The following is a 23733-nucleotide window of genomic DNA, read 5'->3' as shown; positions in this document are numbered from 1 at the left end:
CCAATCGTGAACGTATTGCTTAATATTATTCAGTTTCCAGAAAAGAGATAGCCCCGTACGCTGAACGCAACTTAAATCACTCAGCAGGACGGTGTCATGAACGCGACTACCCACGCCCTCTCGATCAACCCGGCCAATGGCGAAACCGTCGGCAGCTACCCGTACGAAACCGATTTGCAGCTGGACGCCACCCTCAACCGTGCCACTGGCGCCTTCCGCACCTGGCGCCGCCAGCCGGTGAGCCAACGCGCAGAACGGTTGCTGGCCCTGGCCACCGCCCTGCGTGAACAAGCTGAAGACATGGCGCAAATGATCACCCTGGAAATGGGCAAACCCATCGCCCAGGCCCGCGCCGAAATCGAAAAATGCGCCTTGCTCAGCGAGTGGTACGCCACCCACGGCCCGGCCATGCTCGCCCCGGAGCCGACGTTGGTCGATAACGGCAGCGCCCACATCGAATATCGCCCGCTGGGCCCGATCCTTGCCGTGATGCCGTGGAACTTCCCGGTCTGGCAAGTGTTGCGTGGCGCCGTGCCAACCCTGCTCGCCGGCAATACCTACGTGCTCAAACACGCCCCGAACGTGATGGGCAGCGCCTACCTGATCCAGCAAGCGTTTCAGAAAGCCGGCTTTGCCGAAGGCATCTTTGAAGTGATCAATGTGACCACTGACGGAGTGTCCAAAGCCATCGACGACCCCCGCATTGCCGCCGTCACCCTCACCGGCAGCGTGCGCGCCGGTATCGCCATTGGCTCCCAGGCCGGTGCCGCGCTGAAAAAATGCGTGCTGGAACTGGGCGGCTCCGACCCGTTCATCGTGCTCAACGACGCCGACCTCGACGCCGCTGTCCAAGCCGCCCTGATCGGCCGTTTCCAGAACAGCGGCCAGGTCTGCGCCGCCGCCAAACGCCTGATCATCGAAGCCGGCGTGGCCGAAGCCTTCACCGCCAAATTCCTCGAAGCCAGCCGTGCCCTGGTGATGGGCGACCCGACCTCGACAGACACCTACGTCGGCCCGATGGCGCGCTTCGACCTGCGTGACGAGCTGCATGGCCAGGTCCAGGCCACCCTGAAAGAAGGCGCGACCCTGCTGCTGGGCGGCAACAAGGTTCCCGGCGCCGGCAACTACTACGAGCCCACCGTACTGGCAGGCGTCACCGACCAGATGACGTCGTTCAAACAGGAACTGTTCGGCCCGGTCGCCTCGATCATCGTCGCCCGCGACGCCGACCACGCCGTGGCACTGGCCAACGACAGCGAATTCGGCCTGACCGCCAGCATCTTCACTGCCGATGCGGCGAAGGCACGTGACATTGCAGACCAACTGGAAACCGGCGGGATCTTCGTCAACGCCTTTAGCGTGTCCGACCCTCGTGTAGCGTTTGGAGGTGTGAAAAAGAGTGGTTTCGGGCGGGAATTGTCGCACTTCGGCGTGCGGGAATTCTGCAATGCGCAGACGGTATGGCTGGATCGCAAATAACCTCAAACAGGCCTTGCGTGGCGAGGGAAGCTCTCCCTCGCCATGTGTCACAGGCTCACGTCACTTCTTGACCGGCGCATCCCAGCAATCGGGTTTGCGCGCACACACGCCGAACTGCCGGTCCATCAATGCCATACGGTTCAGGTGCGCATCGGTAGCGCCTTTGAACGACTGCTCGCTGGTCGTAATGTAGTTCACCATGCGGTCGCTCATCCGCGCATTCAATTGGCTTCGGGTATTGGCATCTACCGCCTGAGGGTGGGTGGCCAAGGCCTGCAGCGTCGAATCACTCATACGGCTCAACTCATCGCGATAGGCCTGCGTGTACTGCTCGCGCGCCGCATCGTGCTGGTGATTCAGGTCATATTGCATCGCCTCCAGGTTTTGCTTGTAGAGCGACCAGTAGCTGTCCGGCAATACTCCGCCATCCTGTTTGCGCAAGCGGGCGATGCGCTCATCGTTGCTTACCGGAGCTTTCAACACGGGCTTGAGCGATGAAACCACCACCGGGTCCTGCTGGATGATCTGGTCGATCCACCCCGCCCGCGCAGGGCTCGAGGCCAGCGGCTGGCCCAGGGCTTCAAGCTTTACAGGGGCAACCGGCGCAGGCGGTGCCACGGACTGGGCACAGCCCGAAAGCAGCAATACAGCCGACAAGTGAGTCAGCGCAACAACATGGCGAAACTGCATAAGCTCTCCATGAGCAAGGGGCATGAACGCGGCAGATGATATTACTAAGCCACCTTCGAGAAACTCCCCTCACTGACACTAATCGACTACCATACCGCGCCGGTTCCCAAACGGGACTAATAGGGAATTCGAAGCGCAACCCTTCGCGCCAATCGAAACTGCCCCCGCAACTGTAGGTGCCGAGCCTGCTCCCCAAACGCCACTGAGCCTTGCTCGGGAAGGCCGGAGCGTGGCGACGACGCATCAGTCAGGAGACCTGCCGGCCCAGCGTTATCACTGACCGGCGGGGTGTCCGGGAAGGACGTCCTCGCCTGCCTCACACGCAGCCATCGAGGGTGTGTTTCCGAACCGTACCTCTCCCGTTTCACTTACGGTTCTCACGGAGATCGCCCCATGCTGCCACGCGTTACCGCCCTGCTCGCAGGCGTTGGCTTCTGCACACTTGCCCAGGCTGCGCCCACTCAATACCCGCTCACCGTGCAGAACTGCGGCAGCGCGGTGACCTTCCAGCAGGCGCCGGCACGCAGCGTGACCATCGGCCAGGCCGCCACCGAAATGCTCTACGCCCTGGGCGTGGCCGATAAAGTGGTCGGCACGTCGCTGTGGTTCAACAACGTGCTGCCACAGTTCAAGGCGCAAAACGACAAGATCGAACGCCTGGCCGACAACGAGCCCAGCTTTGAAGCCGTGATCGCCAAGCGCCCGCAACTGGTGGCCGCCGAGCTGGAATGGGTGGTCGGCCCACAAGGTGTGGTCGGCACCCGCGAGCAATTTCACGAACTGAAGATTCCCACCTACCTGCTGCCCTCAGACTGCGAAGGCAAAGACAACCTGGTCGGCGCCGACGGCACGCGCCTTGAGCCGTTCCATATCGAAACCATCTATAAAAGCATCCGCCAGCTTGCCGAGATTTTTGACGTGCAGGACCGCGGCCAGCAATTGAACGACGAACTCAAGGCACGCCTGGCCAAATCCGTCGCCACCGCACACGGCAAAGGCCTCAAACAGGCCAGCGCCTTGGTGTGGTTCTCCAGTTCCGAAATGGCCAGCGACCCTTACGTTGCGGGCCATAAGGGCATCCCCGAGTTCATGCTGGAAACCCTCGGCCTGTCCAACGTGGTGCAATCCGACGAAGAGTGGCCCGCCGTCGGCTGGGAAACCATCGCCAAGGCCAACCCGACCTTCCTGGTGATCGCGCGCATGGACCGCCGCCGCTACCCCGCCGACGACCATGAAAAGAAACTTGCCTTCCTGCGCAGCGACCCGGTGACCCGTAACATGGACGCCGTGAAAAACAACCGCATCATCATTCTCGACGCCCTCGCGTTACAGGCCAGCATCCGCATGTTCGAGGGCCTTGAGCAACTGGCCACGGCCATCGACGGCTACGACCTGCCCAAATGATACGCACCCTGCTCGCCCTCGCCTTGCTGCTGGCGGCCGTGCTGGCTGGCGTGGCCATCGGCGAAACCGCCATCTCGCCGCAGGTGGTGCTGCAAGTGCTGGCCAACAAGCTGTGGGCCGCCGGTTATGCGCTTGACCCGATCGACGAAGGCGTGGTCTGGAACTACCGCCTGACCCGCGCTCTGGTGGCCGCCGCGTGCGGGGCCGGGCTGGCGACGTGCGGGGTGATCCTGCAGTCGCTGCTGCGCAACCCGTTGGCGGATCCATACTTGCTGGGCATCAGCGCCGGGGCGTCCACCGGCGCGGTGTTGGTGGCGCTGATCGGCGTGGGCGGCGGTTTGATTTCGCTATCGGCGGGAGCGTTTGTCGGCGCCATGGCCGCGTTTGCGCTGGTGATTCTGCTGGCGCGGGCCAGCGGTTCCAACAGCGGTACCGGGCAGATCATCCTCGCGGGTATCGCCGGCTCGCAGCTGTTCAACGCGCTCACCGCGTTCCTGATCACCAAGTCCGCCAGCTCCGAACAGGCGCGCGGCATCATGTTCTGGCTGCTGGGCAACCTCAGCGGCGTGCGCTGGCCGTCGGTGTGGCTGGCGGTGCCGGTGGCGGTCGCCGGTTTGGCGGTGTGCCTGTGGCACCGTCGCGCGCTGGATGCGTTCACCTTCGGCACGGATTCGGCGGCCTCGTTGGGCATTCCGGTGCGCCGCGTGCAGCTGGTATTGGTGGGATGCGCAGCGCTCGTGACGGCGGTGATGGTGTCGATTGTCGGCTCCATCGGCTTTGTCGGGCTGGTGATTCCCCATGCCGCGCGCCTGTTGCTTGGCACCGGGCATTCACGCTTGCTGCCGGCCAGCGCCCTGGGCGGCGCGCTGTTTCTGATTGCCGCTGATGTGCTGTCGCGCACGCTGATCAAGGGCCAGGTAATTCCGGTCGGCGTGGTCACCGCGCTGGTCGGCGCGCCGGTGTTTGCACTGATACTCATCGGCCGGAGGAATGCGCGATGAGCGTGCTCAGTTGCCATGGGCTGGGCTTCAAGGTACGTGACGCCGAGTTGCTGCGCGGTATTCACCTGACGGTTGAAACGGGCGAAACCCTTGGGATTGTCGGGCCGAACGGCTCCGGCAAATCCACCCTGCTCAAACTGCTGGCAGGCCTGCGGACTCCAGCCTCCGGCGAAGTGCTGTTGGGCGGCCAGCGCCTGGGTGATTTGTCCCGCCGAGCCATCGCACAGCAACTGGCCGTGGTGGAACAGCAGGCCGACACCGACGACGCCATTCGTGTGTTCGACGCCGTGGCGCTGGGCCGCACACCGTGGCTGTCGGCGCTGAGCCCGTGGTCGAGCGAAGACCACGCCATCGTGCGCCAGGCCTTGCACGACGTGGACGCCACTCACCTGAGCCAGCGCGCCTGGCGCAGCCTCTCCGGCGGCGAACGCCAACGCGTGCACATCGCCCGTGCACTGGCACAACGGCCGCAGATTCTGCTGTTGGATGAGCCGACCAATCACCTGGACATTCAGCATCAACTGGGGATTTTGAAAGGCGTGCAGGGCTTGCCCGTAACCACCTTGATCGCCTTGCATGACCTGAACCAGGCGCTGACGTGTGATCGCCTTGCGGTGCTGGACCGCGGCAGCATGGTGGCGCTGGGCAAGCCACTGGAAGTGCTGACGCCTGAGCGCTTGCGCGACACGTTTGGCGTGCAGGCGCATTACCTGACAGACCCATTTGACGGTGCGCAGATTCTGCGGCTGCGCCCTATCTGACAGATCAAGCGCAAATCCGCGTGGGAGCTGGCTCCCACACGGGATGGGTGGTGTTTGGAAAAACACTGTCCGCAGGGTCCTCGCGCCGGGCACTCTCTCACCCGCGATGAAGATCAAAGGTGGGAGCTGGCTTGCCTGCAGAGGCGGTGGCATTGAGCCTATACACGTGCAAACCTGTGCGGCATCAGCTAAACCTCACTGAACCCCGTCACGGAAGACTTCAACAATGATCAATGCAAAAGCGTTGTTCAGTGTTTGCCATGAAAGCGGCTGGCGCTGCGTTCACCTGTTCCTGCAATCCAGAAAGCAAGACTTTTACCTGACTATGGAACAAGGCAGTACGGGCAACTTCCACCTTTTTATAAAGGCCGCAGACGCCCCCAGGTTGTCAGCTTTTTTTACGGCTTCAGCTCCGGGGTGCGTGGTGAAGTGGAAACCTGCCCGCTTCATCTGGAACCGGCTATCACTGGTAAAAAGCAAAAAGCCTGGCGAAATCCATCTGCGCATCCTTTACGTAACCCCCATTTCCTTGCGGTTCACTTCTGCCCCTTTCCCGATGGAGAAACTGGTCCAGCTTGGCTTGGCCTGGCAGGCGTTGTTGGTCAGCCATCAAGAGCAGGCGTGAGCATTTTCCGAGTGATCCACTGGTGGTTGTAAGCCAATACACTGGCGCCCAGCGACACCGGAAAATGGATAAACCCATGGGCTGCCTCCGGCAGCAAATAGGCCTCGGCCTGCGGCCAACGCTCAGCCAGCAGCAGCGTGTCATCCTTCAACGGGTCCAGGTCGCCCACGAACATCAACGCCGGCGGCAGGTCGGTGAAGTCGCCATACAAGGGTGACAGCGGCGGTTGCCGACGCTGCTCATCACTCAAACCCGGCGTCAGCAGTTGCAACGCTGCGACCATTCCCGGCCCGTCCAGCAGCAACGTATCCGGCCTCGCCATGCGCACGCTGGGAGTGCCAGCCAGATCGTATACGCCGTAATACAGCACCGCCCCGCAAACCCGCGCGAGCAATTGTGGCCATTGCTTGAGCGCCAGCAAGGTCGCCGCCGCCAGATGCCCGCCCGCCGACTCGCCGACGACGATCACCGGTAAATCAGCAAACTCCGTCTCACTCAGCAACCAGCGTGCAGCCGCCAAACAGTCTTCCATCAGCCCCTCAACCGGCGTGTCGATTGCCAACCGATAATCCACTGACACCACGGCGACGTCGCAGGCCTGCACCATGCCCAGGTTCAGGTCATCGTCCATCTGCGCGTTGCCGATCACCCAGCCGCCACCATGGATGTCCAGCACCACACCCTTGGGTTTGCCTTGCGGGCGCAGGATGCGCACCGGCACTTGCACGCCGCCTGCGCTGATCAATCGGGTTTGCGCCGCAACAGGTTTCCTGACCTTTTGGCTGACGCGCAGCAGCGCCTGGATCAAACGCGGCGTAATGCGGTTACTACGGATCCTGAAGCGCGGCATCCACGCGAGTTTTTTGTTGAATGCGCGCATCTGCGCCAGCTCGGGCTCGCTGGCAGGCCAAGGTCTATGGGCCATCAGCGGTTATTGCGCAAAATCGAAAAATTCAAGGCTGCCGCTACACTCAGCCACGCCAGGTACGGAAACAGAATCAACCCGGTGATCAAATCCAGGCGAACGGCCAGCACCACCATGGTCGCCACGGTCACCCAGAGCAGCGTGATCACCAGCATTGCCGCGAAGATGCGGTGCGCGCCGAAGAACACCGGCGTCCACAGTGTATTCAACGCGATTTGCGCCGCCCATAACGCCAGCACGATCTGGCTGTCCGGTATCAGGCTTAACCGGTAACCGGCCCAGGCAAGCAACAGATAGATAATCGTCCACGCGACCGGGAACAGCCAATTGGGCGGGGTAAAGCCCGGCTTAACCAGCGCCTCGTACCAGGCACCCGGCTTGAAGAGCAGTCCGGTACTCGCCGCAGCGGCGCAGGCTAGCAGGAAGATAAAGAAGGTCATCGACTGTCCTCGGTTGGTCATTTCAACCTTGGACGCCTGACACGCCGGTAAAAGTTCACTGCAATCACCTGTGAGCTTCAGCAAGGCTGCGAAGGCGGTGGGTCAGGCGAGTTCTTTATCGGCAATGCCGCCGCCTTCGCAGGCAAGCCAGCTCCCACCTTTGATCTTCATTGCCTGACAGAACGTGCCCGGCGCCAGCGGCTTGGCAACAGCGATTTTTCAGGCTCTGCCAATCCCCTGTGGGAGCTGTCGAGCCTTGGCGAGGCTGCGAAGGGATCACCGCGCATTCACTGCCAACCGACAAAGCCTGCATCGCTAAACTGATTGCGGTGTCACAATCCTGAGCCACGGCCAGCGCGCCTGATAACTTCGGGCCTTGGCGGCAAACAACTCAGGCTCCGGGTGCAGCGGGTTGATCCGCAAAATACCCTGCGCCACGTCTTCCAGCCCGTTCGGCGCATACACCTCGCCTGTGTCTATCTCAAGCCCGATACACGTTCCCGCCACCAGGTAACGGTCGACTCCCTGTTTAGCCGTGTGCAACTGCGGATAGGGCCGGCCAAAACGCTGGGGATACCAGAGATGCACCCGCGCCTGGTTCTTCACTTCTACATTGACGCCAAGGTCTTGAAATAAATGCTCAGCCGCGCGAATGACCTTGTCTTCCGCCTCGTAGGAAAGGTCGGTGTCAAAATAAAAAACGTCATAGTCCTTCACGCCTTGATCAGCAGGCAAATTCGCCTGGTGATTCCACACCGCCTGAAACAGACAACCCGCCGTGAGCATGCACTGGTCCACACCAAGAGTCGGCAGGCGCGCGGTAATTTCGGCGTTGACGGGGTTGGCCATGGCCAGGTCGAGGAAGGTGTTGACGGTCAATGTCATGTTTATGCGTCCTTGAATTGCCCCGGCTGAAGATCAGCCCTTCAACTCACCTGCCCGATGACTCGCTGCGTCATCGTAAGCTACATACAACGACTCGGCGATCTGGCTTTTGATCGCCTTGGTGGCTTCCAGCCCCAACACAAAACCCTCGGCTTTCCCGCCTGCGCGGTTGAGTGCTTCGTGGGTGGCGGCGCCGGTGATGGCGTCGAGCAGCTTGGCGGCGTGTGGGCCGACGCCTTTGGGCAGGGAGATTTGGTCGATGGACATGGCGGTACCTTTAAACAAGAAGAATCGGTAGCGCGTGGAACCACTGCCGGGGAGGCATGGTAGACCTGTTTGGCGAAAAAGGGGCGGGTTTACTGCGCCGCGAGGTTGCAATATTGCCCCTTGAAGTACAGCAAGGGTTGCGCCGAAGCCGCTTCCTGCAGGCTCAGCGCCTTCACTTCGCCAATCACGATCAGGTGATCACCGGCGACGTGTTCGGCGTGAACTTCGCAATCCAGCCAGTGCAGGCTGCCGCCAAGGATGGGGTTACCCAGCGGCGAGGCCTGCCAGTCGACGCCTTGCCATTTGTCCGTGCCGCGCCGGGCGAACCGGTTGGAAATACCCACCTGCTCGCCCGACAGGATATTCACGGCAAACCGGCCGGCCTGGCGGATCCTGGGATAACTGGCCGAACTGCGCATAACGCTGAACGACACCAGCGGCGGGCTCACCGATACGCTGTAGAACGACTGGCACGTAAAGCCAACCGGCTCATCGTCAACGTGAGAAGTGATGACCGTGATGCCGGACGCGTAGTGCCCGAGCGCTTCGCGAAAGCTCAAAGGCTCGATGGCCGTGGTGGGAAGTGACATGGTCCGTCCTGACTACCTATTTCAAGAGTTCTCTACGGACTATCTCAGCGCCCGCACTGAGCGCATTCAGTTTGCCCCTGGCGACCCCGCGGGAAAGCGGCGCCATGCCGCAGTTGGTGCACGGATAAAGCTTGTCGGCATCCACAAACTGCAGGGCTTTGCGCAGGGTATTGGCGACTTCTTCCGGTGTCTCAACGGTGTTGGACGCCACGTCAATGGCACCGACCATCACTTTTTTACCGCGAATGAGTTCAATCAACTCCATGGGCACGTGGGAGTTGTGACATTCGAGCGAGACAATATCGATACTGGATTTTTGCAGTTTGGGAAACGCCTCTTCATATTGGCGCCACTCCGACCCCAGGGTCTTTTTCCAGTCGGTATTGGCCTTGATTCCGTAGCCGTAGCAAATGTGCACCGCCGTTTCACACTTAAGGCCTTCGATGGCCCTTTCCAGGGTGGCAACGCCCCACTCGTTCACTTCATCAAAGAAGACGTTAAAGGCCGGCTCATCAAACTGGATGATATCCACGCCCGCCGCTTCCAGCTCGCGGGCCTCTTCGTTGAGAATCCTGGCAAACTCCCAGGCGAGTTTTTCGCGGCTTTTATAGTGGTTGTCGTAGAGCGTATCGATCATTGTCATGGGGCCCGGCAGCGCCCATTTGATGGGTTGATCGGTTTGCTGGCGCAGGAACCTGGCATCCTCGACAAACACCGGCTTTTGACGACTGACCGCGCCCACCACCGTGGGCACGCTGGCGTCATAGCGGTCACGAATGCGCACGGTTTCACGCTTCTCGAAATCAACGCCGTTGAGGTGTTCGATAAAGGTGGTGACGAAGTGTTGGCGCGTTTGCTCACCGTCGCTGACGATATCGATACCGGCTTGCTGTTGCTCTTGCAACGCCAGGCGCAACGCATCCTGCTTGCCCTCAACCAAGCCTTCATCCTGCAATTTCCAGGGAGACCACAGCGTCTCGGGTTGGGCGAGCCAGGACGGTTTAGGCAGACTGCCTGCCGTTGAGGTGGGTAACAGTTTTTTCATGACAGATAACCTTGTATTTAAATAAATCAGAGCGCGTGGCCGGCAGACCATTGTTGAAGAACCGTTTGATAGGGCTTGATAAAGTGCTCTTCGACAAACTTGCCCTGTTCAATTGCCAGCCGGCTGCGCTCTTCACGGTCATAAACAATCAGCGTGAGTGAATAATCCTGATGTTTCAAACTCGGCTGATAGGACTTTCCTGCGGCTGAGTTCGCGTTGTAAATCTCGGGCCGGTAGATCTTTTGAAAGGTGTCCATGGTGCTGATGGTGCTGACCAACTCAAGGTTGGTGTAATCACCCAGCAAGTCGCCCGAGAAGTAAAACGCCAGAGGCGCGACACTGTTGGCAGGCATGAAATAGCGAACCTTCAACCCCATCTTCTTGAAGTATTCATCGGTCAGGGAACATTCATCCTGCCGGTATTCAATGCCCAATACCGGGTGCTGGTTTTCAGTCCGGTGATAGACCTTGCCGCTGGAAACACTCAGGCAGATGACCGGCGGTTTTTTAAAGTTTTCCTTGTACGCCTTTGAGTTGACGAAATGCTTGAACAGCTTGCCATGCAGCTCGCCAAAGCCTTCAGGAACACCGAATTCGGGCTTGCCCTTATTGTGTTCCAGCAGTACCACGCTGAAGTCATAATCGCGCACGTACGAGGAAAAATTGTTCCCGACGATACCGTCAACACGCTCGCCGGTGGTTCGGTCAACAATCGTTGTTTTCAATATTTCGATCAGGGGAATGGCAGTGCCACTGCTTTCAACCGCCAGGTCCATTTCGACGGATATGATGTCAAGTTCGACGGTATAACGGTCGCCTTTGGGATTATCCCAATGGGCAAGGGCATTAAAGCGGTTATCGATCATTCTCAGGGTGTTGCGCAAATTCTCTTGACGGCTTTCACCCCTGGCCAGGTTGGCAAAGTTGGTGGTGATGCGCGTGTTTTCCGAGGGATGGTAATCCTCGTCGAAATCAATGCTTTTAATAGCAAATGAAAAGTCGTTATTCATTTTAATCCGGCACCCTGAATATCGAGATAACGCCTCAACAGATCAAACCTCGACAAGTTCGAACTCTGCCCTACCGGCCATCACCTATAAATAGTTATGAAGGTCTTTAATTGACGGGCATTTTAGGCAGAGCCATTGTTCAAGAGATAATGAATTGATTTCACTGAACCTTTAGGCCGCCTCATGATGGCGTTTACGCCGGGTTTCAGGCCCCGCCCCACGTCCCGATCCCGCGCAAAACCTGACCCGATCCCGCGCGCCAAAAAAAATCCCCCATCGCATGCTTCGCCCTGACACGTCCGGTTTGCGACGTGCGCAACTCGTTTAAGACCGATCAAAAAAATAATCAAAGAGGTTCTTATGCCCGCACTCCCCCGCCCGTTATCGCGCTTCAAACACCACCCGCTTCACGCCCTGATGTGCGCTTCAACGCTCGCGCTGTCGCTGGCCGCATGCGCCACTCAACCCGACGCAGCCAAGCCCTACCCCCACGCCCAGGAACCGATCGGCGACGTACAGGCCATTTACGACGGCAGGCTCAGCGAAGCGCTGGCGGTCACCACGTTCCGCAACACTGACCGTCTGTTCCCGGTGCGTACGATCAAGGCCGGCGGCCACCCTTTCCCTCTGCCGCGCAGCAGCCAGCCGTTGGCGCCAGTGGCGTTTGACTTCAAGGGCAAGCACTACACCCTTGATGATTACGTGGCGACCAACCGGGTGACCGGGCTGCTGGTGCTCAAGGACGGCAAAATCGTTGATGAGCGTTATGAAAAAGGCAACACGCCACAGACGCGGTGGATGTCGATGTCGGTGGCCAAGTCCGTCACCTCGACGCTGGTGGGCGCGGCCTTGCAGGACGGTTCCATCAAGAGCCTGGATGACAAGGTGACGCGCTATTTGCCGGCACTGGCGGGCAGTGCTTACGACCAGGTCACGGTGCGGCAGATCCTCGCCATGCGCTCCGGAGTAAAGTGGAACGAGCAGTACACTGACCCGTCCTCGGACGAACGCCATTTGATCCAGCTGCGCAGCGAACAGGTGCCCGGCTCGTTGCTCAAGTTCATGGCAAGCCTGTCCACCGCCGCGCCGCCAGGCACACGCACCAACTACAGCACCGGCGAAACCCAGGTGCTCGGGCAACTGGTCAGCGCGGCGGTGGGCAAGCCGCTGACGCAATATTTGAGCGAGAAAATCTGGGGCCCGTACGGCATGCAAACCGATGCCAAGTGGTGGCTCGACGGCCCCAATGGCAATGAAGTCGGCGGCAGCGGTATCAGCGCAACGCTGGAGGATTACGGCCGTTTTGGCCAGTTCGTACTCAGCGGCGGTGTGGCCGCAGGGCAGCCGGTATTGCCCAAGGGCTGGTTGAGCTTCGCCAGCGCGACCACGGGTTCAGACGCCGCATACGGTGATTTCGGGTCGATGTGGTGGCCAGGCTGGACGGACGCATCCAGGGCCGATAAAGCCTTCACGGCGGCGGGCACGTTTGGTCAGTACGTGTACATCAACCCGACCAAAAACGTGGTGATTGTCGTGTGGCAGGCGCAGACCCAGCCCACCGGCGGCAAGATTATCGACGACATGGTCGCGTTTGACGCGATTGCCAAGGTACTGCCGTAACCGAAATAACCTAAGCGGGCTTTCTTGTGCCGAGAGGGCCTCCTGTGGCGAGCGGGCTTGCCCCGCGTTGGGTTGCGCAGCAGCCCCAGCACCTGACGACTCGGTTGCTCAGTTACACCGCGTCGCTTGAGTCGGGAGCGCTGCGCACTCCAACGCGGGGCAAGCCCGCTCGCCACAAAAAACTGTCAGGCACAGGGGCAGTGTTCGCTTTGGGTCTTTGTACATCCCTGGAAGACAGGCTCCTAGCGCCCCAACAACTCCCTCACCCGGCCACCCAAGACCTCCACCGCAAACGGCTTGGTCAACACGCCCATCCCCGCGCCCAGTTGCTCATACCCCATCACCGCATGCTCCGCGTAGCCGGTGATAAACAGCGTTTTCAAACCTGGCCGCAACGCCATCCCCGCCTCGGCCATTTGCCGGCCGTTCATGCCGCCGGGCAGGCCGACGTCAGTGACCAGCAGGTCGATGTGCACGTCCGAGCGCAGCAGTTTCAAGCCGGCGGCGCTGTCGGCAGCCTCGATCACGGTGTAGCCGAGCTCGCCAAGCACGTCGGCCAGGAGCATGCGCACGGTGGATTCATCGTCCACCAGCAGCACGGTTTCGCCGTGTTGCGTCGCTTCGATTTCGACTTGGCCAAGGGCGAGTTGGTCCAGCTGCACGGCGCCATGGTGACGAGGCAGAAACAGCGAGACGCACGTACCTTCGCCTACGGCGGAGTGAATGTGCACCTGGCCGCCGGATTGCTGGGCAAAGCCATAGATCATCGAGAGGCCCAGGCCGGTGCCCTGCCCGATCGGCTTGGTGGTGTAGAAGGGTTCAAACGCGTGGGCAAGCACGTCAGGCGGCATGCCGGTACCGGTGTCGCACACGCTCAGGCACACGTACTGACCTTCGGGCAGGTCATAGGCGCGGGCCGTGTTGTGGTCGAGCCAGCGGTTGTTTGTTTCAAGCGTGATACGGCCGCCTTCGGGCATGGCGTCGCGGGCGTTGATGCACAGGTTGAGCAGTGCGTTTTCCAACTGGCTGGCGTCGACAAACGCGTTCCAGGCATCGGCCGCGCCGAGGGTTTCAATCTGGGTGCCGGGGCCGACGGTGCGCTGGATCAACTCGGCCATGCCATACATCAGGCTGTTGACGTTGGTGGCGCGCGGCTCCAGGGTTTGCCGGCGCGAGAAGGCGAGCAGGCGCTGGGTCAGCACGGCCGCGCGTTTGGCGGCGCCCTGGGCGGCGACCATGTATTTGTCCACGTCGCTGAAACGCCCCTGGCTGATGCGCCGGTTCATCATTTCAAGGGCGCCGGAGATGCCCGCCAGCAGGTTGTTGAAGTCATGGGCCAGTCCGCCGGTCAATTGGCCGACGGCTTCCATTTTCTGCGACTGGTGCAGTTTTTCTTCGGCCTGCATCAGCATGGCGGTGCGCTCGGCGACGCGCTGTTCGAGGGTTTCGTTGAGCGCCCGCAGCTCGGCCTGGGTTTCGCGCAGGGCCTCGTCGGCGAGGGTACGTTCCAGCAGGTCGGCGGCCTGTCGCGCAAGGATGTCGAGCAGGCGCAGGTCACGCTCGGACGGCTGGTGCGGTTGGCTCCAATGGGTGGAAATCATGCCGAGCAAACGGCCATCGCGCGAGCGCAGCGGCGTGGTCTGCGCCGCGCGAATGCCCGCGCGGCGAAAAGCCTGCAGGTCTTCGGTGCCGGCGATCTCCGCCCATTGCTCAAAGTCGGGGATGATTGCGCGCTCGCCCAACTTCAGCGCCATGGTGCAGCTGCTGTAGGCAAACGGGCTCACCCACTGCCAGAAGCCGATGGCCTCCGGCGGCAAGCCGTAGGAACAGAGCAATTGCAACTCACCGTCGTGCCCGGATGCATGGCCTTGCGGGCAAAGCATCTGCATGGTGCCGAACTGCGAACCGGTGATGGACACGGCCGCGGCGACAATCTTGGAATAAAGGGCTTCGAGGTCCTGCTCGCCGATCAGATCAAGGCTGATGCGATGCAGGAATTCGATGTCGGAAAGTGCTGTTTCCGAAGCGCGGGAGGCGCCACGGGGGAACGCGGCCGGAAAGGCGGTGCGCAAGGTTTTCATGGAGGCCCCTGGGGAGCTGGCATTGAGCTATTAGCAGATTATCAGTAAAGCTCTGACCGCGCGAAGTGGGCGGATGTTCGGTGGTGGTGTGCCTACAGCCCCATCCCGCGCAGAAATGCGTGCACCTGCTGTTCAAACCCAGGCCTTTCAAACTTCACCAACGCCATACGCCACAGGCCCTGCAAGTAGGTCAGAAGTACCGAGGCGGTCACCTGCGGGTCCAGTGAGGCTGGCAGCACACCGCTGGCCTGATCCTCCGTCAAGCGCTCACACATGATTGCGCGCACCGCTTCCAGCCCTTGCTCGGCGCGCTCGCGCAGCTCCGGGTCGGACAACACCACATCGGTGACCATGGCCGCGACCATGCACAGCGGCGACGGCAGTTGCGCGGTGTCGAGGTCATCGAGGATGGCCGTAAAAAACGCCTGGATGCCGGCCGCAGCACTGGGTGCAGACACCAATGCCTCCAGGCGCCGGGCCACCACGTCATCTTCGTAACGCTGCACGCAAGCCAGGTAGAGGTGCTTTTTGCTCTTGAGGGCGTTGTAGAAAGAACTCTCGCCAATGTCCATCACCGTCAACAAGTCACGCAGGCCTGTGGCAACGTAGCCACGCTGCCAGAACAGGACCTTGGCCTTGTCCACGGCCTGGTCGTAATCAAATGCTCGTTTTCTCGCCATTGGGTACACCCGTCGGTTCTGTATCGGGCGATACAATATCATTGACACGGCATTTCTGTCCGGACTATTTTGTAGCACTCGCTACAAACAACTGTCCCGGAGAAAGAAATGCCCGATACAACCGTCCTCAATCACCCAACTGCGCGCCATGCGCTGGTATTGCCACCCGCCACCGAAGCGGTGACTGCGTTTGAGGTCAAGGTGCCTCAGGCGGCCCTCGATGATTTGCGCCTGCGTCTGAGCCTGGCGCGCTGGCCGGACCAGGAACTGGTAAGCGACTGGTCCCAGGGGGTGCCGCTGGAGGCGGCCAAAGCCCTGATCGACTACTGGCTCAACGACTATGACTGGCGCGCCTTCGAAGCGCGTTTGAACGGGTTCGCACAGTTCCGTACGCAGATCGATGGCGTAGGGATTTACTTTATCCACGCCCGCTCAAAGCACCCTGGCGCCACGCCGATTCTGCTGACTCACGGTTGGCCGGGCTCGGTAGCGGAGTTCCTGGAGGTGATCGAGCGACTGACTGACCCGGTAGCGTTTGGCGGCAGTGCCGAAGACGCGTTTGATGTGGTGGTGCCGGCGATTCCGGGCTACGGGTTCTCCGACAAACCCGCCGAACAGGGCTGGAACCCGGCCCGCATCGCAAAGGCCTGGGCGGTACTGATGACCGAGCGCCTGGGCTACACACACTGGGTGGCCCAGGGCGGCGACTGGGGTGCAGCGATCACCACCGCACTGGCAGGCCAGGCACCCGAAGGGTTGATGGCAGCACACGTGAATTTGCCGATGGTGGTACCGGCCAGGTTGCCCGCCAACCCGACCGAAGAAGAACGCCAGGCCCTGGCCGACATCGAACGCTACGTGTCCGACAAGGCCGGCTACGCCAACCAGATGAACACCCGCCCGCAAACCATCGGCTATGGCCTGAGTGATTCGCCCATCGCCCTGGCCACCTGGATGTACGAAAAATTCCAGGAATGGACCGACAATAACGGTCGCCCGGAGGACGCCCTCACCCGCGACCAGATGCTTGATGACATCTCCTTGTACTGGTTTACCGGTACCGGTACCTCCAGTGCGCGCCTGTACTGGGAAGGCGTGGGCGCGACCATTCGCGGGGCGGATTTCTTCTCGGCCGCACGAGGTGGCGTTGAACGCATTGAAGTGCCGATGGGCGCCAGTATTTTCCCGGCCGAAACCTTCAAGCCGCCACGGGCCTGGGCCGAGGCGGCGTGGGCCAATGTGTTTTATTGGAATGCGGTGGAAAAAGGCGGGCACTTTGCAGCGTTTGAACAGCCGCAGCTCTTTGCGCAGGAACTGTGGAAGGCCTTTCGCCCGTTCCGGCTGGCAGCTCGCTGACGAATGACCGACGCCGGCAGTGTCTCAGGCCGGCGCCTCGAGGTTCTCGATCGACGCCCACGCGGCCTGCGCCAACAGCTCGGCGTAGGCCGCCGGGCTTTGCTTGACCCGCCCGGACAGCCAGGCGCGGGAGTAGCTTTCCGCCGCGCCGATGATCAGCGAAAACAGCAGTTCCGCCGGCACATGGCTCAACTGCTCGCGACGCCCTTCTCCACCGAACCATTCGCTCATGTGCCGGTTGCGCAGCTGGTTACGGGTCAGCAGTTCGTCCTTGAACGGACCGTTTGCCACGGCAAAGCGGCTCTGGAACACAAACCGCGCCCAGTCGGGTTGCGCGTCCACCCACTGCACATAACTGCGCACCAACGCCGCCACGCCCTCGCGGGCGCTTTTGGCATCGCCCAGGAACTGCTCCCGCAATGCGGCCTGGTCCTCAAGGGCAGCAAAAAACAGCGCGGCGACGAGGCCTTCCTTGCTGCCGAAATGGTGGTAGATGGCGCCCACGCTGGTGTCGCACAACGCGCGGATGGTTTCGATATTGGTGGCTTCGATGCCCACCTCGTTAAAGCACGCCAGTGCCTGGCGCAAAATGGTGCGCTTGAGCTCGCTGCGCCGGCCGGGAAAGGTGCGTTCGATCAAATCAGCTGCGTGCATGAAGAGGCTCGCCAAATCAGCCGAGTCTAAAGGTACATCGGCCTGCAGAGAAGGCGCGGCTTGACACGCCTCAAATTAGCGGAATATTGTTCCGTTACAGAATATTATTCTGTAAGCCTATTTTTTGAGGATTCCCCATGAGCCAGTTCCTAACCATGTTCAACAGCGTCGGCCCGGCTGCGTTCAGCCAAATGGCGTGTCAGGTTGCCCCGTATTTCAGCACCATCACGCCGGAAATCTCCGAGCTGCGCCCCGGCCACGCAGTGGTCAACGTGCCGTTTCGCAAGGAAATCACCAACCATCTGGCCTCGGTGCACACCATTGCCCTGTGCAACGCCGCCGAACTGGCGGGCGGCACGATGACGGATGTGTCGATTCCGGCAGGCGCCAAATGGATTCCCAAAGGCATGACCGTCGAATACCTGGCCAAAGCCAAGTCGAACATCCGCGCGGTGGCCGACGGTTCGGGCATCGACTGGGAAACCGCTGGCGACAAGTTCGTGCCGGTGTCGATTTTTGATGAAGCCGGAATCAAGGTATTTACCGCGAGCATCACCATGAATGTGAAGCTCGGCTAGAAACCGGCGAGGCTGCGGTGGCGTATCAGTCGTTGAGCTGCAACTCGGTCAGGTGCCCTAGGCCGGGCTCATCAACGACGACGCCACCAGCAAATCCCGCGTGTACGCGTGCTGTGGCGCCTCGAACAACTGCTCGGTGCTCCCCGCCTCCACCACCACGCCGTCCTTGACCACAATCAAATCGTGGGCCAACGCCCTGACCACCGCCAGGTCGTGGCTGATAAACAGGTAAGTCAGCCCGTGTTCTTCCTGCAACCGGCGCAACAAACTCACCACCTGTTTTTGCACCGTACGGTCGAGGGCCGAGGTCGGCTCATCGAGCAGAATCAAGTCCGGCTTGATCACCAGCGCGCGGGCAATGGCGATGCGTTGGCGCTGGCCGCCGGAGAATTCATGGGGGAAGCGGTGCCGGGTGTCAGGGTCGAGGCCTACGTCGCGCAGTGCTGCGATCACTTGGGCTTCGCGGGCTGAAGCGTTGAGGTCGGTGTGCACGCGCAGGCCTTCTTCGATGATTTGCTGCACGCTCATGCGCGGGCTGAGGCTGCCGAACGGGTCCTGGAACACCACCTGCAACTTGCGTCGCCAGGGGCGCAGGGCCTTGCCCTGGAGTGCATCAAGCGGCTGGCCCTGAAAACGGATGCTGCCTTCGGCGTCGATCAACCGCAGAATCGCCTGACCGAGTGTGGATTTACCCGAGCCGGACTCGCCGACAATGCCCAGGGTCTTGCCGCGCTGCACACGCAAGTCGATGCCATCCACCGCCTTGATCGGCGGTTTGCGCCGCAACAGGCCGCCCTGGGCGAACCAGACCCTGAGGTTATCCACTTCCAACAGGTTGCTCGCCGGTTCGCGCTCGACCGCCCGCCCCTGTGGCTCGGCTTCCAGCAACTGGCGGCTGTAGGCATGCTGCGGCGCGGCAAACAGCGCGTGGCATTCGGCCTGCTCGACAATTTGGCCGGCGCGCATCACCGCCACCCGCTGGGCGATGCTGCGCACCACGTTGAGGTCGTGGCTGATCAACAGCAGCGCCATGCCCAGGCGTTGTTGCAAGTCTTTGAGCAGCGCAAGGATGCGCCGTTGTACGGTCACGTCCAGCGCGGTGGTGGGCTCGTCGGCAATCAGCAGCACCGGCTCGCAGGCCAGGGCCATGGCGATCATCACCCGCTGACGCTGCCCGCCGGACAGTTGATGAGGGTAGGCCGCAAGACGTTGGCGCGGTTGCCGGATGCCCACCAGCTCCAGCAGTTGCAGCACCCGTTCACGTGCCGCCGCTCCGCCCAGGCCCTTGTGCAGCAGCAGGGTTTCGGACAACTGCCGTTCTATGCTGTACAGCGGGTTGAGCGACGTCATCGGCTCCTGAAAAATCATCGCAATGCGGTCACCGCGAATCTGCCGCAACCGCTCCGGGGGCGCGCCGAGCAGTTCCTCGCCGCAGTAGCGAATGCTGCCACGGGTGCGGGTGGTATGCGGCGCCAGCAATTGCAGGATGGAATGAGCGGTCACCGATTTACCGGAACCCGACTCCCCCACGAGCGCCAGGCATTCGCCCGCGCGAATATCCAGGTCGATGCCACGCACCGCCTTGTGCCCCTCGAACGCCACCTGCAGGTTACGAATTTCAATCAACGCATCAGTCACGGCACAGGCTCACTTATCAGGATCGGGGGTCGAAGGCGTCGCGGCAGGCTTCACCGATAAACACCAAGAGGGACAGGATCAGCGCCAAGGTAAAAAACGCGGTGAGCGCCAGCCAAGGGGCTTGCAGGTTGTTCTTGCCCTGGCCGATCAATTCCCCCAGGGAGGCGCTGCCGGCAGGCATGCCGAAGCCGAGAAAATCCAGCGCCGTCAAGGTGGAAATCGCCCCGGTCAGGATGAACGGCAGGTAGGTCAGAGTGGCAGTCAGCGCGTTGGGCAGAATGTGCCGCAGCATCACCTGAAAATTCCCCACGCCCAGCGCCCGCGCGGCCTTCACGTACTCCAGGTTGCGCCCGCGCAAGAACTCGGCGCGCACCACGTCAACCAGGGTCAGCCAGGAAAACAGCGCCATGATTCCCAGCAACCACCAGAAATTGGGCTCCACAAACCCGGACAGAATAATCAGCAGATAGAGCACGGGCAGCCCGGACCAAATCTCGATCAGGCGCTGCCCGAACAGGTCGACCCAACCGGCGTAATAGCCTTGCAACGCGCCGGCCGCGATACCGATCACGGCACTGACGAGGGTCAACGCCAAAGCAAACAACAGCGACACACGGGCGCCGAAAATCACCCGCGCCAGCACGTCGCGCGCCTGGTCGTCGGTGCCGAGCCAGTTGCTCGCGCTGGGCGGTGTGGGCGATGGCACCTTGAGGTCATAGTTGACCGTGTCATAACTGAACGGGATGGGCGCAAACAGCATCCAGCCGCCCTGCCCTTCGATCAGTTCACGCACGTAGGGGTCACGGTAATCCGGCTGAAACGGCAACGTGCCGCCGAAGTCCTGTTCGGTATAGCGCTCGAACGCCGGAAAATACAGAGCGCCGTGCCAGGCCATCACCAGCGGTTTGTCATTGGCCAACAGCTCACCGCCCAGGCAGGCGGCGAACAACGCGATAAAAACCCACAGCGACCACCAGCCCCGGCGATTGCGTTTGAAGTGCAGCCAGCGGCGCCGGCCGATTGGAGAAAAAGCCTGCATCAGTGGGCCCTCCCGGCGAAGTCCAGGCGAGGGTCCAGCACGCGGTAACACAGATCGCCCAGCAGCTTGATGACCAACCCGGCCAGGGTAAAGATGAACAGCGTGCCGAACACCACGGGATAGTCCCGCGCCACCGCCGCTTCGTAGCTCAGGCGGCCAAGGCCGTCGAGGGAGAAAATCACTTCAATCAGCAGCGAGCCGCCGAATAACATGGCGGTAAGCGCCTGGGGCAGGCCGACCACAATCAGCAGCATGGCGTTGCGAAACACATGCTTGTAAAGCACCTGCCTTTCGCTGAACCCCTTGGCCCGCGCGGTAACCACGTACTGGCGGCTGATCTCGTCCAGAAAGCTGTTTTTGGTGAGGATGGTCAGCGTGGCAAAGCCACCGATCACCAGGGCCGACACCGGCAACACCAGGTGCCAGAAGTAGTCGACGATTTTGCCCGCCCACGACAGGTCGGCGAAGTTTTCCGAGACCAGCCCGCGCACCGGAAACCAGTTCAACAGGCTGCCCCCGCCAAATACCACGATCAGCAGCAACGCGAACAGAAACGCCGGCATGGCATGCCCGATGATCACCGCCGCACTGCTCCACACATCAAAGCGGCTGCCATGGCGCACGGCCTTGCGGATACCCAGCGGGATCGACACCAGGTAACTGATCAGCGTGGCCCAGAAGCCCAGCGACAAGGTCACCGGCAGCTTTTGCAGGATCAAGTCGGTGACTTTGGCACCGCGAAAGAAGCTGTCACCGAAGTCCAGCCGCGCGTAGCTGCCGAGCATCAGCCACAGGCGCGCGCCGAGGGGTTTGTCGAAGCCGTATTGGCGTTCGATGTCCGCCACCAGTTGCGGGTCCAGGCCACGGGTGGTGCGCGATTCACTGTTGCCACTTTCCACGCGCGTGCCCGCCACCGACGCCTGGCTGCCGATGCCCTGCAGCCGCGCGATGGCTTGCTCCACGGGGCCGCCGGGCGCCGCCTGCACAATGAAAAAATTGACCAGCAAGATGCACAACAAGGTCGGCACGATCAGCAATAGACGGCGCGCGCTATAGGCCAGCATGTTGGGCTCCTTCATTGAGTTGGCGCATTTGCGCGGTGGTCAGCGGCGTCGGGCTGACTTCCCACCAGGTGTCGATGCCCACGTCGTTCAGCGGCGCTGTGCCCGGGCGGCCAAAACGGTTCCACCACAGCGAGGACGAACCCGGCGGGTAGTAGTTGGGAATCCAGTAGAAGCCCCACTGCAACACACGGTCCAGCGCGTGGGCGTAACGCACCATGGTCGGGCGGTCGTTGGCGCGTACCAGGCCGTCGATCAAGGCGTCCACCGCCGGGTTGCGCAGCGCCATGTAGTTGTTCGAGCCGGGGTCGTCGGCACTCTCGGAGCCGAAGTAATTGGCCAGTTCGCCCCCCGGTGAAGGGCTGACCGGGTAGCCGGTGACGATCATGTCGTAGTCCCGCGCCCGCACGCGGTTGGCGTACTGGGCGGAATCGATCATGCGGATGGTGAAGCCGATGCCGATCTGCGCCAGGTTACGTTTATACGGCAGCAGCAAGCGTTCGAAGCCTTTCTGGCTATTGAGAAAGGTGAACTGCAACGGCGTGCCCTCGGCGTTCACCAGTTGATCACCGCGCGGCGTCCAGCCCGCCTGCGCCAACAACTTCAAGGCTTGCGCCTGCTGTGGGCGTACGCGCCCGCTGCCGTCGGTGTGCGGTGGCTGGTACACCTGAGTGAACACCTCATCCGGGATTTGCCCGCGCCAGGGCTCCAGAATCGCCAGCTCCCCGGCATCCGGCAGTTGGGTGGCCGCCAATGCACTGCGAGAAAAGAAGCTGCGCTGGCGCAAGTACATGCTGTGCATCATCTGGCGGTTGCTCCAATCGAAATCCCACAGCAAGCTCAACGCCTCGCGCACGCGGCGGTCCTGGAACGGCGGTTTTTGCAGGTTGAACACAAACCCCTGAGTGCCCTGCACGGCATTCGGCGCCAGCTGTTCACGTTGCAGGCGACCGTCGCGCAGGGCCTCGCCGTCATAACCCACCGCGTAACGAGTGGCGGAAAATTCGCGATTGAAGTCATAGCCCTGGGCTTGCAGGATCTGACGCGACACGTCGGTGTCTGCGAAAAACTCCAGGCGCAGCGTGTCGAAGTTGTATTGGCCCTTGTTCACTGGCAAGTCTTGCCCCCACCAGTCCTTGACCCGCTCAAAGGTCACGCTGCGGCCGTTGTCCACTGCACTGATGCGATACGGTCCGCTGCCCAGCGGTGGCTCAAAGCCGCCGCCATTGGCGAAGTTGCGCCCCTGCCACCAATGTTCCGGCAGCACCGGCAGCGAAGCGATGTCCAGCGGCAAGGTGCGGTTGTCGGTACTTTTGAAGGTAAAACGCACTTGGGTCGGCGACTCCACCAGTACCTGGTCGACATCGGCAAAGGTTTGGCGGTAGGCCAGGCTGCCTTCGGTGGTGAACAACTTGAAGGTATAGGCGACGTCTTGCGCGGTAATCGGCGTGCCATCGGCAAAGCGTGCCTTGGGGTTCAGGTAAAAACGCAGCCATGAATGGTCGTCGGCCAACTCCATGCGCTGCGCCACCAGGCCATACACCGTGTAAGGCTCATCCTTGGAGCGATACGCCAGCGGGCTGTACAGCCAGCCCTGGATCTGGGTGATGCCGGTGCCTTTGTCGACATACGGAATCAGGTGGTCGAACGCGCCGTCTTCCATGGACGAGCGGCGAAACGTACCGCCCTTGGGAGCGTTCGGGTTGACGTAGTCCAGGTGTTTGAAACCTGGCGCGTACTTGGGCGCTTCGCCGTAAACCGTCAAGGCGTGGGTCGGTTGAGCAAGCAGTGACGGGGCCCAGAGGCCAAGCAACAGCGCCCCCAGCATCGAACGAAACAGGATCACCACGGTGACTCCTTTGTTGAAAACACTGAAGGGCAATGTGGGAGCTGGCTTGCCTGCG

General features: G+C 61.3%; 23 protein-coding genes and 1 riboswitch. Of the genes, 8 read left to right on the top strand and 15 right to left on the bottom strand.

Annotated features, from left to right (window positions below; genetic code table 11):
• Positions 1–96: 96 nt before the first annotated feature.
• Positions 97–1479 (top strand): aldehyde dehydrogenase family protein, encoded by a 1383-nt coding sequence (locus ATI14_RS17675; RefSeq protein ID WP_016970935.1) that lies wholly within the window; start codon positions 97–99, stop codon positions 1477–1479.
• A 60-nt stretch (positions 1480–1539) separates the two neighbouring features.
• Here ATI14_RS17675 and ATI14_RS17670 read toward each other — a convergent pair whose 3' ends face one another.
• Positions 1540–2169 carry a hypothetical protein gene (locus ATI14_RS17670; RefSeq protein WP_016970934.1) on the bottom strand — a complete coding sequence of 210 codons (630 nt, stop codon included), beginning with the start codon at positions 2167–2169 and terminating at the stop codon, positions 1540–1542.
• An 83-nt stretch (positions 2170–2252) separates the two neighbouring features.
• Positions 2253–2447: riboswitch (cobalamin riboswitch) on the top strand.
• Positions 2448–2562: 115 nt separating this feature from the next.
• On the opposite strand from ATI14_RS17670, the gene ATI14_RS17665 reads away from it, so the two are divergent.
• From ATI14_RS17665 to ATI14_RS17650, 4 genes are all read left to right on the top strand, one after another.
• On the top strand, positions 2563–3573 hold the full coding sequence (locus ATI14_RS17665; protein WP_016970933.1) for an ABC transporter substrate-binding protein: 1011 nt from the start codon (positions 2563–2565) through the stop codon (positions 3571–3573).
• Positions 3570–4574, top strand: coding sequence for a FecCD family ABC transporter permease (locus ATI14_RS17660; RefSeq protein WP_016970932.1), 1005 nt, complete (start codon positions 3570–3572; stop codon positions 4572–4574). The genes ATI14_RS17665 and ATI14_RS17660 overlap by 4 nt, the downstream gene beginning before the upstream one ends.
• On the top strand, positions 4571–5335 hold the full coding sequence (locus ATI14_RS17655; RefSeq protein ID WP_016970931.1) for an ABC transporter ATP-binding protein: 765 nt from the start codon (positions 4571–4573) through the stop codon (positions 5333–5335). The genes ATI14_RS17660 and ATI14_RS17655 overlap by 4 nt, the downstream gene beginning before the upstream one ends.
• A gap of 226 nt (positions 5336–5561) precedes the next feature.
• A complete protein-coding gene (locus ATI14_RS17650) occupies positions 5562–5960 on the top strand; it encodes a hypothetical protein (RefSeq protein WP_016970930.1) in 399 nt (132 codons plus the stop codon).
• Here ATI14_RS17650 and ATI14_RS17645 read toward each other — a convergent pair.
• From ATI14_RS17645 to ATI14_RS17615, 7 genes are all read right to left on the bottom strand, one after another.
• Positions 5938–6885 carry an alpha/beta hydrolase fold domain-containing protein gene (locus ATI14_RS17645; RefSeq protein ID WP_016970929.1) on the bottom strand — a complete coding sequence of 316 codons (948 nt, stop codon included), beginning with the start codon at positions 6883–6885 and terminating at the stop codon, positions 5938–5940. The genes ATI14_RS17650 and ATI14_RS17645 overlap by 23 nt on opposite strands.
• Positions 6885–7325 carry a tryptophan-rich sensory protein TspO gene (tspO, locus tag ATI14_RS17640; protein ID WP_016970928.1) on the bottom strand — a complete coding sequence of 147 codons (441 nt, stop codon included), beginning with the start codon at positions 7323–7325 and terminating at the stop codon, positions 6885–6887. The genes ATI14_RS17645 and tspO overlap by 1 nt, the downstream gene beginning before the upstream one ends.
• A 315-nt stretch (positions 7326–7640) precedes the next feature.
• Positions 7641–8210, bottom strand: coding sequence for a nucleotidyltransferase family protein (locus ATI14_RS17635; RefSeq protein ID WP_016970927.1), 570 nt, complete (start codon positions 8208–8210; stop codon positions 7641–7643).
• A 33-nt stretch (positions 8211–8243) separates the two neighbouring features.
• A complete protein-coding gene (locus tag ATI14_RS17630) occupies positions 8244–8477 on the bottom strand; it encodes a hypothetical protein (protein WP_016970926.1) in 234 nt (77 codons plus the stop codon).
• A gap of 89 nt (positions 8478–8566) precedes the next feature.
• Complete coding sequence (locus ATI14_RS17625; protein WP_016970925.1) at positions 8567–9067, bottom strand: flavin reductase family protein; 501 nt, start codon at positions 9065–9067, stop codon at positions 8567–8569.
• 16 nt (positions 9068–9083) lie between these two features.
• Positions 9084–10112 (bottom strand): methionine synthase, encoded by a 1029-nt coding sequence (locus tag ATI14_RS17620; RefSeq protein WP_020372584.1) that lies wholly within the window; start codon positions 10110–10112, stop codon positions 9084–9086.
• A 26-nt stretch (positions 10113–10138) separates the two neighbouring features.
• Complete coding sequence (locus ATI14_RS17615) at positions 10139–11122, bottom strand: DUF1852 domain-containing protein (RefSeq protein WP_016970922.1); 984 nt, start codon at positions 11120–11122, stop codon at positions 10139–10141.
• A 360-nt stretch (positions 11123–11482) separates the two neighbouring features.
• Between ATI14_RS17615 and ATI14_RS17610 the strand changes: the two genes are divergently transcribed.
• Positions 11483–12742, top strand: a complete 1260-nt coding sequence (locus ATI14_RS17610; RefSeq protein ID WP_016970921.1) for a serine hydrolase domain-containing protein — start codon at positions 11483–11485, stop codon at positions 12740–12742.
• A gap of 242 nt (positions 12743–12984) precedes the next feature.
• On the opposite strand, the gene ATI14_RS17605 is transcribed toward ATI14_RS17610, so the two are convergent.
• Complete coding sequence (locus tag ATI14_RS17605) at positions 12985–14823, bottom strand: ATP-binding protein (RefSeq protein WP_016970920.1); 1839 nt, start codon at positions 14821–14823, stop codon at positions 12985–12987.
• Positions 14824–14915: 92 nt separating this feature from the next.
• On the bottom strand, positions 14916–15503 hold the full coding sequence (locus ATI14_RS17600; RefSeq protein WP_016970919.1) for a TetR/AcrR family transcriptional regulator: 588 nt from the start codon (positions 15501–15503) through the stop codon (positions 14916–14918).
• A 108-nt stretch (positions 15504–15611) separates the two neighbouring features.
• Here ATI14_RS17600 and ATI14_RS17595 point away from each other — a divergent pair, with 108 nt between their 5' ends.
• Positions 15612–16859, top strand: coding sequence for an epoxide hydrolase family protein (locus tag ATI14_RS17595; RefSeq protein WP_016970918.1), 1248 nt, complete (start codon positions 15612–15614; stop codon positions 16857–16859).
• 24 nt (positions 16860–16883) lie between these two features.
• Here the strand turns inward: ATI14_RS17595 and ATI14_RS17590 are convergent, their stop codons facing one another.
• Positions 16884–17513, bottom strand: a complete 630-nt coding sequence (locus tag ATI14_RS17590; protein ID WP_016970917.1) for a TetR/AcrR family transcriptional regulator — start codon at positions 17511–17513, stop codon at positions 16884–16886.
• A 137-nt stretch (positions 17514–17650) separates the two neighbouring features.
• Between ATI14_RS17590 and ATI14_RS17585 the strand changes: the two genes are divergently transcribed.
• Positions 17651–18091: a hotdog fold domain-containing protein gene (locus ATI14_RS17585; protein WP_080520332.1), complete on the top strand. Its 441-nt coding sequence runs from the start codon at positions 17651–17653 to the stop codon at positions 18089–18091.
• A 57-nt stretch (positions 18092–18148) separates the two neighbouring features.
• Here the strand turns inward: ATI14_RS17585 and ATI14_RS17580 are convergent, their stop codons facing one another.
• The 4 genes from ATI14_RS17580 to ATI14_RS17565 are packed head-to-tail and all read right to left on the bottom strand — an operon-like array spanning position 18149 to position 23657.
• Positions 18149–19729, bottom strand: coding sequence for an ABC transporter ATP-binding protein (locus tag ATI14_RS17580; protein WP_016970915.1), 1581 nt, complete (start codon positions 19727–19729; stop codon positions 18149–18151).
• Positions 19730–19745: 16 nt separating this feature from the next.
• Positions 19746–20768: an ABC transporter permease gene (locus tag ATI14_RS17575; protein WP_016970914.1), complete on the bottom strand. Its 1023-nt coding sequence runs from the start codon at positions 20766–20768 to the stop codon at positions 19746–19748.
• Positions 20768–21832: a microcin C ABC transporter permease YejB gene (locus ATI14_RS17570; RefSeq protein ID WP_016970913.1), complete on the bottom strand. Its 1065-nt coding sequence runs from the start codon at positions 21830–21832 to the stop codon at positions 20768–20770. Before ATI14_RS17570 ends, ATI14_RS17575 begins: the two co-directional genes overlap by 1 nt.
• Positions 21819–23657, bottom strand: a complete 1839-nt coding sequence (locus tag ATI14_RS17565; RefSeq protein ID WP_031319737.1) for an extracellular solute-binding protein — start codon at positions 23655–23657, stop codon at positions 21819–21821. Before ATI14_RS17565 ends, ATI14_RS17570 begins: the two co-directional genes overlap by 14 nt.
• Between the last annotated feature and the right edge of the window lie 76 nt (positions 23658–23733).

The sequence above is a fragment of the Pseudomonas tolaasii NCPPB 2192 genome (assembly GCF_002813445.1).
In the GTDB taxonomy this organism is placed as follows: Bacteria; Pseudomonadota; Gammaproteobacteria; order Pseudomonadales; family Pseudomonadaceae; genus Aquipseudomonas; species Aquipseudomonas tolaasii.
The sequence above is the reverse complement of the archived record's forward strand: the minus strand, read 5'-3'. Positions and strand labels throughout refer to the sequence as shown.